This window comes from Marinobacter sp. H13 (assembly GCF_059072335.1).
On record NZ_JCACRU010000009.1, the window covers coordinates 437,300 to 454,586 of the forward strand.

17 protein-coding genes are annotated in these 17,287 nt (G+C 51.7%); 8 read left to right on the forward strand and 9 right to left on the reverse strand.

Annotated elements, in window-relative coordinates:
* Positions 1-89 precede the first annotated feature (89 nt).
* Both AC5JQH_RS23775 and AC5JQH_RS23780 read left to right on the forward strand, forming a co-directional pair.
* Positions 90-1,613, forward strand: coding sequence for an integrase repeat-containing protein (locus tag AC5JQH_RS23775; protein ID WP_493806219.1), 1,524 nt, complete (start codon positions 90-92; stop codon positions 1,611-1,613).
* The gene (locus AC5JQH_RS23780) at positions 1,613-2,818 is read left to right on the forward strand and encodes a tyrosine-type recombinase/integrase (RefSeq protein WP_493806220.1); all 1,206 of its coding nucleotides are present in this window, start codon (positions 1,613-1,615) and stop codon (positions 2,816-2,818) included. The genes AC5JQH_RS23775 and AC5JQH_RS23780 overlap by 1 nt, the downstream gene beginning before the upstream one ends.
* A 22-nt stretch (positions 2,819-2,840) precedes the next feature.
* Here the strand turns inward: AC5JQH_RS23780 and AC5JQH_RS23785 are convergent, their stop codons facing one another.
* Both AC5JQH_RS23785 and AC5JQH_RS23790 read right to left on the reverse strand, forming a co-directional pair.
* A complete protein-coding gene (locus AC5JQH_RS23785; protein ID WP_287498697.1) occupies positions 2,841-3,869 on the reverse strand; it encodes an IS630 family transposase in 1,029 nt (342 codons plus the stop codon).
* 148 nt (positions 3,870-4,017) lie between these two features.
* On the reverse strand, positions 4,018-4,329 hold the full coding sequence (locus AC5JQH_RS23790) for a hypothetical protein (RefSeq protein WP_493806221.1): 312 nt from the start codon (positions 4,327-4,329) through the stop codon (positions 4,018-4,020).
* A 191-nt stretch (positions 4,330-4,520) separates the two neighbouring features.
* Between AC5JQH_RS23790 and AC5JQH_RS23795 the strand changes: the two genes are divergently transcribed.
* Entirely contained in the window at positions 4,521-4,889 is a 369-nt protein-coding gene (locus AC5JQH_RS23795) for a histone-like nucleoid-structuring protein, MvaT/MvaU family (protein ID WP_493806222.1), read from the forward strand.
* A gap of 35 nt (positions 4,890-4,924) precedes the next feature.
* Here the strand turns inward: AC5JQH_RS23795 and AC5JQH_RS23800 are convergent, their stop codons facing one another.
* Together AC5JQH_RS23800 and AC5JQH_RS23805 are read right to left on the reverse strand one after the other, a co-directional pair.
* On the reverse strand, positions 4,925-5,281 hold the full coding sequence (locus tag AC5JQH_RS23800) for a YebG family protein (protein ID WP_493806223.1): 357 nt from the start codon (positions 5,279-5,281) through the stop codon (positions 4,925-4,927).
* A 122-nt stretch (positions 5,282-5,403) separates the two neighbouring features.
* Entirely contained in the window at positions 5,404-6,165 is a 762-nt protein-coding gene (locus tag AC5JQH_RS23805; protein ID WP_493806224.1) for a DNA/RNA non-specific endonuclease, read from the reverse strand.
* 105 nt (positions 6,166-6,270) lie between these two features.
* Between AC5JQH_RS23805 and AC5JQH_RS23810 the strand changes: the two genes are divergently transcribed.
* The 4 genes from AC5JQH_RS23810 (at position 6,271) to AC5JQH_RS23825 (ending at position 12,192) form a co-directional block, all read left to right on the forward strand.
* Entirely contained in the window at positions 6,271-6,870 is a 600-nt protein-coding gene (locus AC5JQH_RS23810) for a hypothetical protein (RefSeq protein ID WP_493806225.1), read from the forward strand.
* Between the two features lie 142 nt (positions 6,871-7,012).
* On the forward strand, positions 7,013-8,137 hold the full coding sequence (locus tag AC5JQH_RS23815) for a secretion/conjugation apparatus DotM-related subunit (protein WP_136630401.1): 1,125 nt from the start codon (positions 7,013-7,015) through the stop codon (positions 8,135-8,137).
* An 8-nt stretch (positions 8,138-8,145) separates the two neighbouring features.
* Positions 8,146-10,725 (forward strand): type IV secretory system conjugative DNA transfer family protein, encoded by a 2,580-nt coding sequence (locus tag AC5JQH_RS23820; RefSeq protein WP_493806226.1) that lies wholly within the window; start codon positions 8,146-8,148, stop codon positions 10,723-10,725.
* Positions 10,726-10,767: 42 nt separating this feature from the next.
* Entirely contained in the window at positions 10,768-12,192 is a 1,425-nt protein-coding gene (locus tag AC5JQH_RS23825) for a hypothetical protein (RefSeq protein WP_493806227.1), read from the forward strand.
* Between the two features lie 34 nt (positions 12,193-12,226).
* Here the strand turns inward: AC5JQH_RS23825 and AC5JQH_RS23830 are convergent, their stop codons facing one another.
* From AC5JQH_RS23830 to AC5JQH_RS23850, 5 genes are all read right to left on the reverse strand, one after another.
* Positions 12,227-12,805, reverse strand: a complete 579-nt coding sequence (locus AC5JQH_RS23830; RefSeq protein ID WP_136630398.1) for a hypothetical protein — start codon at positions 12,803-12,805, stop codon at positions 12,227-12,229.
* A gap of 7 nt (positions 12,806-12,812) precedes the next feature.
* Positions 12,813-13,409, reverse strand: coding sequence for a hypothetical protein (locus AC5JQH_RS23835; protein ID WP_136630397.1), 597 nt, complete (start codon positions 13,407-13,409; stop codon positions 12,813-12,815).
* Positions 13,410-13,599: 190 nt separating this feature from the next.
* Complete coding sequence (locus AC5JQH_RS23840) at positions 13,600-14,226, reverse strand: hypothetical protein (protein ID WP_136631010.1); 627 nt, start codon at positions 14,224-14,226, stop codon at positions 13,600-13,602.
* Positions 14,223-14,900, reverse strand: coding sequence for a hypothetical protein (locus AC5JQH_RS23845; RefSeq protein WP_493806228.1), 678 nt, complete (start codon positions 14,898-14,900; stop codon positions 14,223-14,225). The genes AC5JQH_RS23840 and AC5JQH_RS23845 overlap by 4 nt, the downstream gene beginning before the upstream one ends.
* A 35-nt stretch (positions 14,901-14,935) precedes the next feature.
* Positions 14,936-15,412: a lytic transglycosylase domain-containing protein gene (locus tag AC5JQH_RS23850; protein ID WP_136631012.1), complete on the reverse strand. Its 477-nt coding sequence runs from the start codon at positions 15,410-15,412 to the stop codon at positions 14,936-14,938.
* A gap of 103 nt (positions 15,413-15,515) precedes the next feature.
* On the opposite strand from AC5JQH_RS23850, the gene AC5JQH_RS23855 reads away from it, so the two are divergent.
* The coding region (locus AC5JQH_RS23855) for an ATP-dependent helicase (protein ID WP_493806229.1) at positions 15,516-17,287 on the forward strand (1,772 nt) is incomplete at its 3' end.

Below are 17,287 nucleotides of genomic sequence, written 5' to 3' on the forward strand. Positions count from 1 at the left end.
TTGGGGGCGATAATCTGGCTTCAAAGGAAATTTGTGAGGAGTCGGGTGATTCAGGAGGGATACAAAGACTATACCGGGGTCACCAGCGGATGCAAGATGTTCACAAAACACAGATATTTATGAGAAATAAGCTGCCTAGAGACACTGAAGACCAGAGCTATATCTACGAGACTTACCTTGAGGCCAGTCTCGCTGCCAGATACCTCGGTATAAAAAATCGTCGGGAATACGCGAACAGGCGCCACGAGGACGAGCGCCTGCCTGCCAATCCTCGCCATTACTATCGGGATCAGTGGCAAGGGTTTAAAAAGTTTCTTGGCCAACCCACAAATTACGCCTCCCTCGCAGAGGCTAAGGCAGCTGTTCGGAAGCTTGGGATTCGGAAATACCGCGAATATAAAGAGTGGCGCTATCTCGATCCCAGGCTCCCTTCTTATCCGGAAGTCACATATCAAGATGAGTGGGTTGATTTTTACGATTTTGTAGGAAAGGAACGGCCTAATGTTTATTCAACTCTGGCTGAAGCAAGCAAAGCCGCTAGATCTCTTGGCATCACTGGAAGTGTTGAATATCACCGCAGATATCGTGAGGACCCCAGACTCCCCTCCAAACCAGACAGGAAGTACCCTTTAGAGTGGAAGGGATACCGTCATTTTCTAGGGAAGGAACGGTCTAACACCTATCGTACTCTGGCTAAAGCAAGCAAAGCCGCTAGATCTCTAGGCATCACTGGGAGTGATGACTATCACCGCAGACACCATGAGGACCCCAGACTCCCCTCCGACCCACACAAGAAGTACCCTTTAGAGTGGAAGGGATACCCGCATTTTCTAGGGAAGGGGCGGCCTGATTTCTATCCAACTCTGGCTGAAGCAAGCAAAGCAGCTAGATCTCTTGGCATCACTGGAAGTGCTGATTATCGCCGCAGATACCATGAGGACCCCAGGCTCCCCTCCCACCCCAACAAGAAGTACCCTTTAGAGTGGAAGGGATACCCGCATTTTCTAGGGAAGGAACGTCCTGATCCCTATCCAACTCTGGCTGAAGCAAGCAAAGCCGCTAGATCTCTTGGCATCACTTCAAGAGCTGACTATTACCGCAGATACCATGAGGACCCCAGACTCCCCTCCCAACCAGACAGGAAGTACAATTTACAGTGGAAGGGATACCCGCATTTTCTAGGGAAGGAACGGCCCGATCCCTATCCAACTCTGGCTGAAGCAAGCAAAGCCGCTAGATCTCTTGGCATCACTAGAAAGGTTGACTATCACCGCAGATATCATGAGGACCCCAGACTCCCCTACCGCCCAGACAAGAAGTACCCTTTACAGTGGAAGGGATACCCTCATTTTCTAGGCTTTCAGAGTCGTCGAGGACGACCTCCCCGCAAGGTTCACTCAACATACGCTGAGGCTAGAGAGGGAGCCGCTACCACCCCTACAACTGGATATTACGAAACGTTGAATGAGGCCCGTCGAGCTGTTTTACCAATGCGTTTGTTTAATAACACGCATTATCAGGTCCGAAGAAAAGATGACCCTCGGCTTCCACCTAATCCTGATCAGTTCTATGAAGACTGGCAAGGATGGGCGCATTTTCTCGGTCGAATCTGATGACGCATAACCCACCTCACCTGCTACATCCGCTTTTTGATACGGCCCGGAACCTGATCGACAGGAACTGCGAGCTGGCGGACTACCCATCTCTCACCGGTTTTCTGGATTCGTGCCCGAATGGTGCAATTGAGGACTGGGAGAAGGCGGCCCGGTTCCTCATTGATTACAGCGCGAGCTCCGGGACCTATTCTCGCTTCCGAGGAGAGATCCAGAGATTCTTGCTGTTCCTCTGGCGTGAGCAAGGCCGCTCTCTACAAAGCTGCAATGAGGAAGACATCAACGCCTATATGCGGTTTCTGAAAAGCCCGCCTTCTCACTGGGTAGCTGGAAATCCTGCCAATGCGTTCAAGACACAGGATGGAGTGAGGGTTAATCGGCCTCAATGGCGCCCGTTCTTCAGCAACGGGGTCGCTGGAATGAGGCAGGCGACACTGGATGCGGCAACCCGCGCCCTCAGTGTCTTTTTCAGGACGATGGTTGCCCGAGGGTATCTCGATCGTTCACCCATGGCCAATGCCAGGCGGTCAGAGCAAAAAGCCAGTCGCACCCGTCTTGAAGATGAGGACGCCGATGTCCTGGCGCCGCGGTTCACTGATGAACAATGGAAGTACATCAAAGAGACCCTGTTGCTGGCGGCCGAGGAAGACGATAAGTACGAGCGACACCTGTTCATCGTGATCACGATGAAAAGCCTTTACCTCCGGGTGTCTGAACTGGCCCCGCAGACAAACGAGCTGACCAATGAAACGTACTATCCGACCATGGGGGCCTTCCGACAGAGAGTGGTTGGAGGTGTCAGGTACTGGCATTTGAAAGTGCTTGGTAAAGGGAGCAAGGTTCGGTACATCCCCCTGCCCTCCGGTTACCTTTGGTATCTCAAGCGTTTTCGCCGCTGGCGGGCCTTACCTCCTCTGCCTGAGCGTGGCGAACAGGTACCCATGATTCCCCGCCGGCATGGGGGTGGGCAGGTTGGTAAGCGAGCGATTGAGAACCTGGTGAAAGAAGCATTCCTGCTAGCGGCGAATCGCCTGGAGAAAAACGGTCACATGGAGGAGGCTCGGGAGATGCACCAGATTTGTGATCGAACTCATTACCTTCGTCATACTGGCGCTTCAATGGATATCGAAGCCGGGCGGCCAATTCGCCATGTGTCGGAGGATCTGGGCCATAGCTCGGTGGCATTTACCGAGGCTATTTACTAATCAGAAACAAAGTAAGCGAACATCACCCGGCGATATACGCCAGGTCCGGATGACCGAAAAAAGACTTCAATAACCGGGGTAGTTTCTGTAACCGCCGAAGTTGTCGATAAACGATATTCCGAAGTTGGTCTTTGCTGTTTATGATCTTTTTTCCGACGTGGTGGTATTTGATGTAGCCCCAAACGGACTCATCAGGATTCAGTTCCGGTGAGTAAGGCGGCAGGAAGAACAGCTTGAGCTTGCCGTTGAGGCCCTCCACGTATGCCCGGACCCGGCGGGCATGGTGCACTGGATGGTTATCCAGAATCAGGAATATCGGCTTTTCGGCGTCTTGTACCAATGCTTTGAGGAACCCAATGAAGGCGTCCGTATTCATTGTCCCTTCAATGGTTTTGAACCGAAGCTCTCCACGGGGGGAAATGGCAGAGATCATATTGATGCTGAAGCGACTACCGGTATTGCGAATCACCGGCGTTTCTCCGATGGGCGCCCAGGTAGTGCCACTATGGTAGTCAGAACGTATGCTGGCCTCATCACCAAAATAGATGGTGGCGCCGACCTTCTTGGCTTCTTTGCGAATCTCTGGGTAAGTTTCCTCTTTCCACTGCTTTACAGCCTCTGGCTTCTGCTGGTACGCCCGGTGCAGTGGCCTTTGCGGTGTCAGCCCCAGGTTGCGAAGCAGGCGACCGACAGAGACATCACTGAGTCGAACGTTGAACTTTTGCCGGATCAACTCCCGTACCCGACCCCGGGTCCACAAGGCAAAATCGAACTTCAACTGGTCCGGGGTAAAGGTGGTAATCCAGGTGTAAAGCTCCCGAATCTGTTCGCCGCTAAGCTTTTTCGGACGCCCGGGAATCTCTTTGGCCTTCAGTGCGTCAAACCCACCTTCACGGAAAGCAGCCAGCCATTCATAGATACGGGCCCGACTCATACCCAGGGCTTTGATGACAACTTCAGGACTTTCACCATCCATAACCTGTTGGACAGCACGAATGCGAAGAGCTTCCAGAGTTTTATGATCCAGTTTACGACCGTCAGTATGGCGCATGAGTAGGCAACTCCGATAAGGTCGGTTGAACAATGCCTACATTATAAATGATGTCCGCTTACTTTTGTACTTCTTAGTACGTCAGTGCGAGCAGTACGGCCAGATATAAAACTGGATTGGGGCGCCAAATATAATTGTGCCGAATTAATTAGTGACTTGTTGTTGGTACAAGCGTTCCTAGCTCTTGCTCAAACCTGTGCGTCTCTTCTTCTATTGAGTTTAGATCGAACAAAAAACCCTGCTCGATAAACCCCTCAATTGATTGTTCTGTATATTGGGCTTTCTTCTCCAGATATGACTTCGATTGATATAGATCTCTCTGTTTGTTATCAAGTCTTTCGAGCAGGCCTGAATCTTCCGCGTTGAAATCTCTCAAGAATTCTCCAAACTCAGCCAGCTTCATACCAACCACATATAGCCGGTCCTTGATGTCATCGATTGAGGCTTTGGCACCGCTCATTCTTTGCTCCTTTGATAGGTTATTTGACGATACTACCACGCAAAAATACTAGCGAACGGACTGAACCCCAAAAACATCATAATAGCGTTTCAAAAACCTGCCAGTCACTGTTTTTGCATTTACAAGCCTGACTGTGTAATAGTCGCTTCGCAATATCGCACCTTATTAACGAATCTGGAGTACGTTTAAAAGTGGCAAAGATCAACGACTATTATCAGAAGCGTCAACTGATGGATCAACTGGCGCAGGAGCTTCAGCAGCTCGAAAACGACCAGGCGCTTCAGAGCGAGCTTGAGTTTGAAAAGAAAGTAAAAGAGCTGATGGATGAATATGATAAGTCACCCAGTGACGTGCTTCCGATCCTTGTTTCTATCGACCCTAGCGTGGCCGCCAAAGCCGGTACCTCCGCGAATTCTGGTTCACGCCCTAAGCGCCCTCTGATCACATATAAAAACCCGCACACGGGCGAAGTGGTCGAAACACGCGGTGGCAATCACAAAACCCTGAAGGAATGGCGAAAAGAATACGGCGCAGAAGCAGTCAAAAGCTGGGCCTCCTGATCCCCGAGTTGCCCGGGTCTCGCCGGGCAGCCCTTTTATCGCGGGTGCGCATCAAAATCAGCCAGAATTTCTTTCTTCTTCCGCCCTATCTTCGCAGGCCTTCCCTGCTCTTTGGTTTTAGCCTGCTGGATGTTCTTTTCACTCAGCAAGCTGGGTTTGGACATCGCCTTTTTCATCAGATCCCGGTTTTCAGCAATCACCATTGAAACCTTGTCCGCGGTGTCTTCATCCAGACCATTGCAGTTGCGAACCAAGAAGTCCCGCATTTCATCTGCGAGCTCCAGGAGTTTGTCCCGGGCATCAGCTTCTGCCTTGGTCGAATACACCCGATTTTCCTCCATCGCTTTTTCCAGTCCATCTCGATCAGAGTAAAAAAGCGCTTGAACGCTCATGCTTCCATCCTTTCTTTCGTCGATTAATGCGCAGGGAACTCTCCCTACACCTTACATGGTGCATCATTCTTAACGCTAACCAATAACAAAGCAAGACTACGGCAAGTCTTGCGTAGGATTGGTCACCAGAGTTTGTCCGCGATCTGAGACTCCAGGTCGTTCTCCTGTGAATCCTCAAGCAGGGACATGAAATCCAGCCCCGTCTTCCTTTCAATGTCATCGATGCTGGTGAGGTAGCTGACGACTTCGTACTTGGCGTTTTCCTTGTGGGGGATCCAGAAGGCGATAACCTCCGGCCCAATCGGTGAAATAACCACCTTGTAGAAATGAGTTGGTACGCGGACGCCATCACCAATCGTTTGGGCGCCCTCGCCCACATGTGCCCCGCTGATGACATAGACCTGATCTCGCTCCCGGGCCCAATCCCTGATTTCGTTCTCCAGATACCCCCACGCCCCTTTGTGGCCAAACATGTCCCGATTCAAGCCCGGCTTCTGAGGAAACATGTTCGTGTAGAAGAAAGTCTCCTGGTTTGCCTCAGCGCTGTAGTCGATCGAAGCACTTGGTGCGCAGTGACCCCGGTCATACCCGCTTTTCGAATAGTCAGACCGTGAAGATGAGTATTGCTTCGGGACCTGGGGGTGCTCGACGAATCGATCTTGCCGCTCAACATTCACATCCACCGTTTCCCTTTCAATCCAGTAAGCGCACCAGACCGGAATCTTGTGCTGGTAGCTATAGCCTACTGCATACCCGTCATGACAAAGCGTCAGGTCGCTACCGCCCGGATTACCAAGCTCCATATTGGTCGGGCACGAATCGCTGGCGGATGCGGCCATAGAAGCAGTCGCGAGAGCGACAAGAAGGACAACTCTTACAAGCATTGGTGGGTCTCCAGAAAATTTTTGAGAAAACGGACTTGCATAAAACAAGTTTTACATTTAGGATTCATTAAAACATAAAACTTGTTTTACATAAAGGTGGCAGGCATGTGTAATCCAACTCAAAAAGACGTCTCCGAGATCGTGTGCCCTTCGTGCGCAGAGGTCATGGTTTCCTCAAGGGTTGAGATCAACACCGGTAAGGTGCGGGTTAAGAATTTTCCAGCAATGAAGAACGTCTTCAAGACTTCAACGTTTGAGTCTTCCGAAGAGCTGGAACTGGCTGGCCTTTCCTTTTCCCGGGAAATTCGGCGCCGCCATACGGCTGGGCGAACCTTCCTTTCTGAATGCACCGGCGTTTGTCTGGCCTGCAATAATCCTTTTACTGTTTACCGTATTGTTCACACATCTGGCCCCGTTCCCTTGCAGCATTCTGCAGCAGACTTTGAGCACGGGTACCGTAACGCAACGATCTATGACGCTGACCAACCAGGTTTTGCTGGCGGTCATTTGCTTGAGGATGTTATGCACCATGGCGCCTACTATGGCTATTGGCTCGAATGTTGGTCGAAGGCCTACCCATGGTGCACCATCGACCAGAGTGAGATAGCCGACCTGGCCGAGCGTTCACTCGATGTTGCATCAGCCATTGCCACCCAACATCACGAATCAAACAAGCTGTGCCGGCTTGAGGCTCGAATTAACTGATAAGCACTGCCGAGGCGACTTGGAGGCTCCGCATGGAGCCTCCCTTTTTTCACGTTAAATCCTCTCTTTCCTTCCAACAACTTGCCCTGAAACTTTAATTGATTTATATTTTCTCGGTAAATTTCTTTGCTGAGAACTCTTCGTGGCCCAAGAAGAAAACCGCATCGACAAAACCAATACCTTTTTAACCGGCGTGATTATTTTGGCCATGCTGGTTGGAATGGTTGCTTTCATTATGTGGGCGCTGCAGGACCAGATGATCCTGGTCTGGCGTGTGCTTCGTTACTACCAGTATTCAGCGACTGCTTATATTCCTTTGATTGGACCACCGGCCGGCGAGCTTCCTCAACTTCTCGAATTCCTGAAAAACACTCCCTCAAAAGATCTCTTCGTCTCAACGATGTGGGAGATCGACCAGCATTACGGCCGGAACTTTGGAATCCTGCTGGCGGCACTATTCCTGACAATCGGTATCAACAGAGTACGGGCAGGTAAAGGCGCCACGGGCCCGGAGTTAACCGTCGAAAGTGTACTGAAATCGATGTCTCCTATTTTCCCGCATCTTCGGTACATCGAAGAAAATAGTCCCGTTGGTAAGTCCATCAAGTGGGACCCGACGCCAGGTGCGGATAATCGATTTGCAATGCCACTGCAGGTGTTCGAGTTTGCAGAAATGAAGCCACCACCAGGGCTCGAGAAGGTCCTTACTCCGGAACAACTGAAGGCATGCCGGCCCATATATGAGCCTGACACCAAAGATTTCTTTGCGGCCTTCGACAAGAGTCTTGCCAGAAAAGCATTTGAGTCCCAAATGGGCCCTCCCTTAACAACTCTCAAGGATTTCTCTGAGGACGAGAGAAAAGCGTTCAACTACTTCCGCAAAAAGCTGGAGAAGAAGGTACCGAAGAAAGAGGTTAAAGCTCTGATTCTCAGGTTGGAGCAAAAACATGGTTTCGTTCGGACCTTCCTTATGTCGATGTTCGAGGAGGCCAAGCGTGTCGGGATTGTGACCATGAACGATGATCTTCTCCCTATCATGGACAGCGATCGGACTTTGTACTGGGCGCTTGACTCCGTAGGAAGAGACACCCCATGGATTGAAGCCGCTGGTCCCTATGTTCATAAGGACATGGAGGATCTCGTCGGCATCCGCATTACCGAGCCAGAAGTGACTGAGGCCGTGGAAAGCCTTGAGCGCTACTTGAAACTGGACCGTGAGACTGCACGAGAAATAGCTGAGTCGCGAGGCGACGGCGGCATGGAGTAAACATTTAGATGTCAGGTGTAATTGGCGTACACGGCGTTGAGCGCAACGAAGATCTAAGCAAGAACCTGTTGCAGCGCGAAATACGGCCTATCAGCATGCGAGTGCTTGATACCCTCCGAAATTCTGGCGGCGTTTGGATGATCCTGTTCGCGATCCTCCCCTTAACCATGCCCGCGCTTAACGAACTCTGGGTTTTCACCGGCTTCCTTCTCTGGCTTATTACGCGGAAAAAGGCGAAGCCCTGGGCCCTCGAACAACCAAAAACTGTGAAACGAACCATTACCGGTAAAGAAAAAACCGTTGGTAGTGGAATATTCCCAGTTGGTTATGACATGGAAGGTGGCAAACGCCGTTATCTCTGGCTGAGTGATGATGCTGTCAGGACGCATTTCATGGTGTGTGGAAGCACCGGCTCGGGCAAAACGAGATACTTGCTTTCCCTAACTTATTTGGCGCTCCTGGTGGGTTCTGGGGCGTTATACGTCGATGGTAAGGCGGATGTCGAATCATTCTGGCTTCTGTTCGACTTGATGCGGCGATTGCGACGAGAGAAAGACCTGCTACTCATGTCCTTCCTTACGGGTGGGCGCGAGAGCGTCCAGCTCCGTAACATGAGGCGGCGCCTGTCAAATACCAACAACTTCATGGCTGTTGGTGCCACCGAAGAGCTTGCAGAGACTGTCTCGGGGTTGATGAGAGACGTTTCGGGCGACGCTGAGATGTGGAAGGGGCGAGCCAGGGTCTTGGTTTACAACATCATGCGTGCCCTGGTTAGCCTTCGAAATCGCAAAAAGATTTCGCTCAATATTCGCGAGTTCACCAGTTACCTGCCCTTGCCGAAAATTCTTGAGCTCGCTAATCGCGAAGATATCGATGAAGACACCAAAGGTGGGCTTCGGGCCTATCTGAACGACCTTCCTGGCATGACGATGAATGCCATTGAGGCTCAGGATGCCTCCAGCGAAAAGGCAAATGAGCAGAACCAATACCTCCAGATGCAACTAACTGAAATACTTGGAGAATTGAACAACACGTACGGTCATATTTTTAACCCCATCGTCGGGGAAATTAATATGAAAGACGTTATTTACAATCGCCGGGTGCTCTTCGTCATGTTGCCGGCCTTGGCCAAGACTCCGGACGCTCTGGCCGGGTTGGGTCGACTGGTCATTTCTCAAATCCGGGCCGCATTAACGCCTGCCTTGGGTTCAGACGTGGAGGGTGAGCGCTCTTATCTCGTAGAAGCGCGACCATCCGGCGCATTAGTTCCCTTCCTAATGGTTCTTGATGAATATGGTTACTATGCTATACGTGGCTTCGCCGCCGTCGCCGCTCAGTGCAGGGGCTTGGGCATTTGGGTGTGCTATGGTTTCCAAGATATCAATAGCTTGCAGATGAATGAGGGGGCGAAGGCCGAGTACAAATCCATCATGGCCAACACAAACTTCAGTGTGGCCATGAAGTGCGAAGAACCAGAGGAAACCGCCAAATACTTCGAAGAGCGTGCTGGCGTGGCGCGCATTTCACAGACCCAGGGTTCGGAGCGAGAGCGGGGTTCAGCCTTCAATAAAGTGTATGACAAGGGCGATATTGTTATCTCCGATCGCAACCGTATCAGCCCTCGAGACCTTGCGGCCCAGGAAAAAGGTGGCGCACATTTTCTGTGGGGTGATCAGCTTTACCGCGGTCAAACCATGTTCTTTGATGCGGCCAAGAGTCCGGAAGCACGCCTGAACCAATTCTTGCCGGTATTCCCGCCCAAAGTTACCAGGGCCAAGCAGTACAAGGTTATGAACGAGCGGATGTCCGGCCTCTTCTCCGGTGAGTTCACTCCGGACCCGTCTAAAGCGCCTCCAGTCCCAGAGCATCTTGAAAACCTGATCAAGGATATTCGCTCAGCAAGACTACAGAGCAACTCAATGATCAAGTCGTCGATCATTGGTATCGGAATGATTGGGATTCGGTTGCGTCAGTCAACAGGTCAGTTTGGTCACGTTGCTGACCCGGAACCCAAGGCCCGTACCAGCGATAAGGTCCTGCAAGGTTTGGCGGTTGGCGGCACAACAAAACCAGTTCCAACCAAAGAGGAACCTACCACCCAGAAGCCGGCGCCTGTTGGCAAGGTACAGACTGACCCTGCAGAAGCCGAAGAGCTGGATCGTGAGCGGAGGAAGGCAGAAGCCCGTAAGAAGGCTCTTGAGGCGCAGAAACGCAAAAAGTCAGAAACCGCTGACGGCGAGACTGACACTGAAACCGGCTCGACAACGAGTTCCGGTACCAGTGGCCTGGCCGGTGGCGTTGGTTACGAGAACGTTTTCAAAGGCGCAATCCGTAACGTCGTAAAGGCTAAAGCGGGTGACCAGAGCGATGCGATAGCCGATCCTAAGAACCACTTCGAGAACAGCGCAAAAGCAATGGGTCTTTCCGATAGCGAATCATCTGAAAGTGCAGAGCGTAGTTACCGGCGTCTTGAGGAATCTCACAAGTATCCTGCTAAGCCTGTACCAGAGAAGCGGGCCAAGGAAGAAGTCCGCTCGGAAGCTGATCGGTTAAAATCTAAGCTGAAAGGTCTTGATCGACTTCGATAGTAAATATAAAATAAGTTTTACTATTAGGCTGGAGGCGACATTATGGTTACATCACCAGAAGAAGAAGGCATTTGTATTGTTGCGTACCCTCGGGAGTACGTAATTGGTCATGGCGATGATGATTACGTGATCGCGACCGAACCGGGTGATGGCCTTATAAAGATTTCGATGCCCTCCACGGCTGTTATGGATGAGCTTCGCTCGAAGTACGATGTTGACCATACCCCATCGATTGCACGCTTTGCAGACACTCGCGATAGCAACCCGATGGCGTGCCAGCATTCACCAGATAATTGTAAAGATAATCCGCAAGGGCAAATTCTGTTCCAGCAAAGCTTCCTTGTAGGTTATGAGGACGGCATTCCTCACTACCGGGCAGGCTGGGGTTCCGTCATTTGTAAAAACGCTCAGAATCTGGCGCCAGAGTTCGGCCTTGGTTACATGGAGATCGACTACAAGCGTCACATGTTGTCTCCAACTGAGAAGTCAGAGCTGACTCAGTTGGAGCAATCCTATAAGGCGATCAACAGAAAGCTTTTCGCTGCCGGCGATTCCCCTTCTGGCAAAAAGCTTCAAGAGGAATTAAAGACCGTTGCCCGTCGCATTGACGATTTAACAGATCCGGCTTTCCGAGCAGTCATGCTTCATCCGGAAGAAACGGTTAGCATGCCCCTGAACGGCATCAAGAACATCGAGCGGGCCATGGAGCACGCGGTTGACCGGTATAGCCATCAGGGGCGTCTGGGCGGGTTCATCCTTCGCGTAACCGATGAAGGCGGTCGCATCGTTCCAGGGTTGAGTGGCGAGGGCTATGCTTGGCGCAAAGGCAATGCAACCCAAGAAGCCAAAGAGGTTTCTCAGGGTTACCTCTATGCGATGGACCGTGGCCGTCTGCTGAAGCAGTACCAGGGGCAAGGGTATACCGTCGATATCGTGCCGACACAGCGAATCAATTGCGGGCCCGGAGGCAACAACACGTACTCACGGCCCGCTCAGATTGACACTCTGCGCAAGATGTACATGGACAAGCGAACCGGGGCTACCCTCGCCTACACCATGGCACTTCGTCTGGCTACTACTCGCGATTTCCAGAACCACCTTCTGGCCCGCGCTTACCCAGTGGGCCCGGCCATGGGTCACCCGATGCAGGTTGATCCGGAAGGTTCTTTCTCCTACCCACTGAAGTTGGATGGTGCCGACCTCTCGCTGGCGGATCAGTACAAGAACATGCGTACCAACCGTGAGTTCTCCACTGATATGGACCTTCTGGTTGAAGGCGAAAGCTACCGCGTGCGCGATTCCCGGGGAAGTGAGTTCACGGCCACCTGTGAGGCTATTAACGGGCAGAACCAGCTTGTGGTCAACGGATTTGCACTACCAGAAGGTTTCGAGTTCTCCCCGCAGTCTGGCCGCTTTGAGAAAAAACCCGAGCAAGCCCAATCTGCAGAAATGAAAGCGGCGCCATAAAAGGCGCCGCGGTTTCAGTTACAGTTCTATCGAGTTACTTGTCACGCCATCCTTCTGTCAGGGTGAACTCTACCCCACTCTTCTCCTCGTGCTCTTTTGCGAGTTTGCGGAGATCCTTCAGAAAGGCACGATACTCCTTTCCTTTGCTGGACGTTCTGTGAAACCACAGAACAGTTTCGTTTTTTCCTACTGCACCAAGTACCTCGGTGGAGAACACGGAACTCTCTCGCATACGCTTGTTCCGGCGTGAAAGTCGAAACACGATCAGCGAAAGACCAATCACCAGGACAGCCAGCACAATGCTCGCGCTGATGATTGCTTCATCACGCCCACCTTGCAGCATATCTACCAGCGGATCTGGTGTATCGGCAACGGTGTATGAGGAGGTGTCAGTGCTCGAGACGCTATTTCCTGAAGAAGCCTCTTCCACAGCACGAGCGACTTCCTCCGGGCTTGCCCCGGATTTTTCGGCCGCAATGCGGGCCTTTGAGCGTGCGATCGCTTCTGCGACTACTTCTTCCCTCTCCTCTTCGGCGATGCGCTCGCTTCGGGGCTTGGGAGGCTCTCGGCCCAGCATCTCTTCAGTTGCTTGAATGAGACTTTTTTCAGACATGGTTCAGTTACCTCGACGGCGAAAAATCAAATCCTACGATTGAGTAGATCTCGTTTGCCACTGCCGCCTTTTTCTTTTCTGATAGACCTTTTTTATTAAACTCAACGCCCAGGCACTCCAGGATGATATCCAGGTGCTGCGCGACGTATGCATGCGTACTCACAACGGCCTTTGCCGCTTGATTTACGCCCTTTTCGTCCTTTACTTGATCTGACATGCGCTGCTCAACAACAGCCTTGATTGAGGCCTGAATGAGCGCCTGAGGGTGATACCAGATCGTGGCCAGCTCTTTTTGAAGCTTTGGGTCTTCCGATACGTTGTTTGCCTTGAAGATCTGAGCAATACCACCGTTTTGGGCCATGTACTCCACAACATCGATGTGGATAGCGCGTTCTTCATCAGCCTTGGTTGTCGGTGACCTCCACCGGATAATCTGCCAGGGTCGCATCGATGTTTTGAAGTGTGCGTTCATGATCTCGATGCTCTTCTGCTGACTGTAGCCGTGGTTGTCCGCACCGAACTCCACCCAGCGGCTAATCAGCTTCCGATCCTTAGCCTTACTGACCGGGGCCGGAAGGTAGTGATCTTTCGTTCTACTTGGCATCCGTAGTGACTCCCTCAAAAAAATACACCTATACTGGCAATATTACACCTTGGTTGGTGTACCTTCAATACCCGCTACAGAAAAGATCTCAGAAAAAACATCCTGTTTGCAAAGCGCAGGGCCTGATCGTTTGCGCTGAAACAAAAAAGCCGGGGCTGAGCCCCGGCTTTCAACGCTTACATTGGCTGCTCTATCGATGATTGACCATGATGAGCTTCAGATCTTCTCTCACCTCAATATCGATTTCCGGCCACTGCTGTTGAGCGATGACTTCCAGATATTTGACGTCTTCCTTGAAATCTTCACCGAAAAATTCAGTGATGTTGTTAAAGTAGTAGTGCTCCCGATTGAGCTTTGGAGACCACAGCATGCGGTATCCGCGGTCGGCCGACATAATGAAAAGGATATCGGCAAGATAGTTGGGCAGTGACATGTAAGGCTTACCAACGTATTGCTCCGCCTCAGTCTGGCCAAGTATGGCTGGCTGCTCACCGTCATAGACGTAGTAGGTATACGCGGCCAGGCGCTTCACATTGTAGCCGGCCTGGGACAGTGCGTAATTGATGGCATCGTCCTGATAGCGCTCGCCCTTGAAGCTGATCGGCTTGTTGATGTTCAGTCCCGGCTCATAGAAAAACGTATCGTTCTCGTGCTTGATCCGCTGAAGGAAGGCGGCCAAGGGTACGTAGTCCTCGTTTACCGAGATGATTTGTTTCTTACCCTCGGGGTGGTAATAAAGCTCCTGCTCAGGGTTTGTCTGAGCGGCAGCAAGACCCGTTACCAGGCTGAGTGTTACGGCGGTCAGTAGTTTAATCATTTTGGTCCCAGCTTCGCTGAATAGTCGAGATTGGATTCTTCGTTGCGCTCGATCTTCACTTCCTTGTTTCTGAGATGCGCAAAAGGGTCTGCCTTCTGCTGGCGCTCCAGGTCGAAGGACCGGTTGTTGGCCAGCTCGAAGGCACTTCGAGGTTGATTCATTTCCGCATTGCACTGCGTCGTCTTCTGCAGTGTCGTAACTGCTTTTTTTCCAAGCATCTGACTGGACACATCGTTTAATCCGTTAATCAAGGTCTGAGCTGTGTCACGCAGAAGCTGTTGAGGGGCAGAGTTCCCACGAAAAGCATCTTGGGCCCGGGGATCTGAAAACACCCCGCGACTGTTATCCATGAAGTTCTTAACGAACCGCCCGGCCTGATTTTCATCGAGTTGCGAAAGACTGGCGGTCATTCGAGCGGTATCTGCAACGAGTGCTTTCAGAGGAGCATCCGGATCGTCGACAAGATCAACTTCGCTCAAGGCGCGGGACTGCTCTTTGAGATCCGAGACAGCTTGAGATTTGTTCCACTCATCGCTGTAGGTAGAGAGCTCATGGCTGAATTCATGAAGCGCTACCGTGGCTGCTTCCATTTTCTGGATCGGCGCCCCTGGGAGTTGTTCGCCCATGGACAATTTCATGGCTTCCGGATTCGCTTCGAGGCGATCGAGAAGCATTTGCCTGATTTCCCACTGCTCCTGTGACGGCCGCATTAATACTCGCCTCTGTCTGCCAGTCGGGTGTCTCGCCCATTCAACTTCAACTGCATCTGCTGAAGTGTCCGATACTTGTTCATGATGTGCTCTTGGTAAATTGTTCCAAGGTGCTCTGTCTTGCTGTGATACCAAGCAACACCCTTCCAGATATTGCCGTCGTTCTCGTTGATCTTATTCCGCAAGTGCCAGCCGGCAACCGCTGTGTTTAGGCATGGGTCATACATAACCTGGTGCATGGTAATGCCGAACACTTCCAGGTCAGGACCATGGACATTATTAATCTGGAAAGGACCATGATCCCATGTGCCATCGGTGTTGGGGTTCTTTTTGCCAACATCTCCACGCTCATGCTCACGGATGGCTCGAAGTAGCAAAGGGTCGATCTTATAGGCCTCGGCAACTTCTATAATGCATTGATTGATAACTTGTTCTTGATGTGGGTTTTCGTTGTAAATGACTGGCAGATCAAACATCGGTAAGCCCTAATCACCTTGCTTTTTCGGCAATTTTAATTTATTATTTACCGTAAGACAACATTGATTAAGAAACTCGATAAACTTCTTACACAGGTGACTTGTGACCCAATTCAACCCCGAGCAAAAACAGGCAGTAGAGGCTCCCTTCGGGCCTTTGGCCGTCGTTGCTGGGCCAGGATCAGGCAAGACAAAAGTGATCATTGGTCGTGCCGCTCGCCTTATTGGCTCAGAGGGTGTTCCGGGCTATAGCATCCTGCTGGTCACCTTCACGAATATGGCCGCATCAGAGATGAAGAAGCGGCTGGTCAAAGAGGTTGGCCCGAATGCAGAGGGGGTTTCCTGTGGGACCATGCACAGCCAGATTCTCAAGCATGTGCTGAAAGAGTTTCCGGACTGTCCGCCAATGCAGCGTCGTGGCTTGAGTGGTGAGTGGGCCATTCTGAACCCAGATGATCGCTCTGCCCTTCTGAAAAGAATCCAGCCAGAGCTGCCTTCAGATGTTCAGAGCTTCATGGATGAGAATTCTGTCTCTGTTGAAGAGTTGGGTAGCGTAGTCAGTCTGTCCAAGAACTGGGGGTACGGCCGTGAGCAGTTGGAAAAAGGCCTCAAGCCCAACCATCCCAAGTTTGAGCTTTACTCGTGTGCGTTGAAGCTTTGGGAGCTGTACGACCGTGAGCTGCGCAGTCATCGCGTTATCGACTTCGATGACATCCTGACCATTGGTGCAGAAGCAGTGACCGAGTGCGACTGGATCCGGAAGTCTCTTGCTAACCGGTTCCAGCATATCTTTGTGGACGAGTTCCAGGACACCAACGCCATCCAGTTCCGCTTCCTGAAAGCGGTGGCTGCTGAGCACGGCAATCTGTATGTGGTTGGCGATCCCAAGCAGTCCATTTACCTGTTCCGCGGCTCCATGCCTTCGATCTTTGACCAGTTCTTCAATGCCTTCCAGGCATCGACCATTGTGAATCTCAACAAAAACTACCGCTCTCAACCCCATATTGTGAGGTTGGCTAATCGACTGACCGGCACTATGCCTGATCGTATCGCTCATGACCGTGATCTTGAGGCGATGCGTGAGGATCCTTTGGCCCATGAGTTCAAGGATGAGGACTACTACTGCCAGTATGCCAACGACTACGAGGAAGCCAACGCGATCGTTGAGAAGGTGCTCCAGTACAAGGAGGACGGGTACGGCTACGGGGATATGGCTATCCTCTATCGCAAGAACGCATCCAAGCGGGCCCTTGAGCAAGTGTTCATGGCAAACAACATCCCGGTTGTTGTGGCTAACGATAAAGCGATGCTCGAGCGCAAAGATGTTCGGGATCTCCTCGCCTTCCTGCGAGCCGCCTGGCAGCCCTGGGACAAATTGGCCTATCGGCGTCTGGTGAAGAATTACTCCCTGGGGGTGACCGAATCCACTTTTGAGGCCGCCCTGGCGGATGCTGGCGGTGAGGTGGTTGATGCTGTCGACAAGCTGATCTCTAAAGGCGGAGTGCATGCAGAGAAACTTCGTAGCTTGATCGATCAGCTCACCCTGCTCCGCAAGCATGCCTATGAATCCAAAGGCGATGACGTAAAAGCCGTCATTGATCATCTGTGCGAGCACTACATCACGGCCGACTACCGCGAAGATAATGACCGGCTCGCGCAGTCAGAGGAACGACTGGGCGTAGTAGCTGCGGAAGTCGCACGCATGATTTCTGGTGAGATGGATTCCCGTGACATCCTTGAGCGCTTTGCTCTGATGGAAACGGCACATCGAAGCAAGAGCGACGAGGCCGTTCAGTTGATGACCATTCATGGCTCCAAGGGCCTCGAGTTTCCAATCGTCTTTTGTGTTGGCGTTGATGACGAGGCAATGCCAGG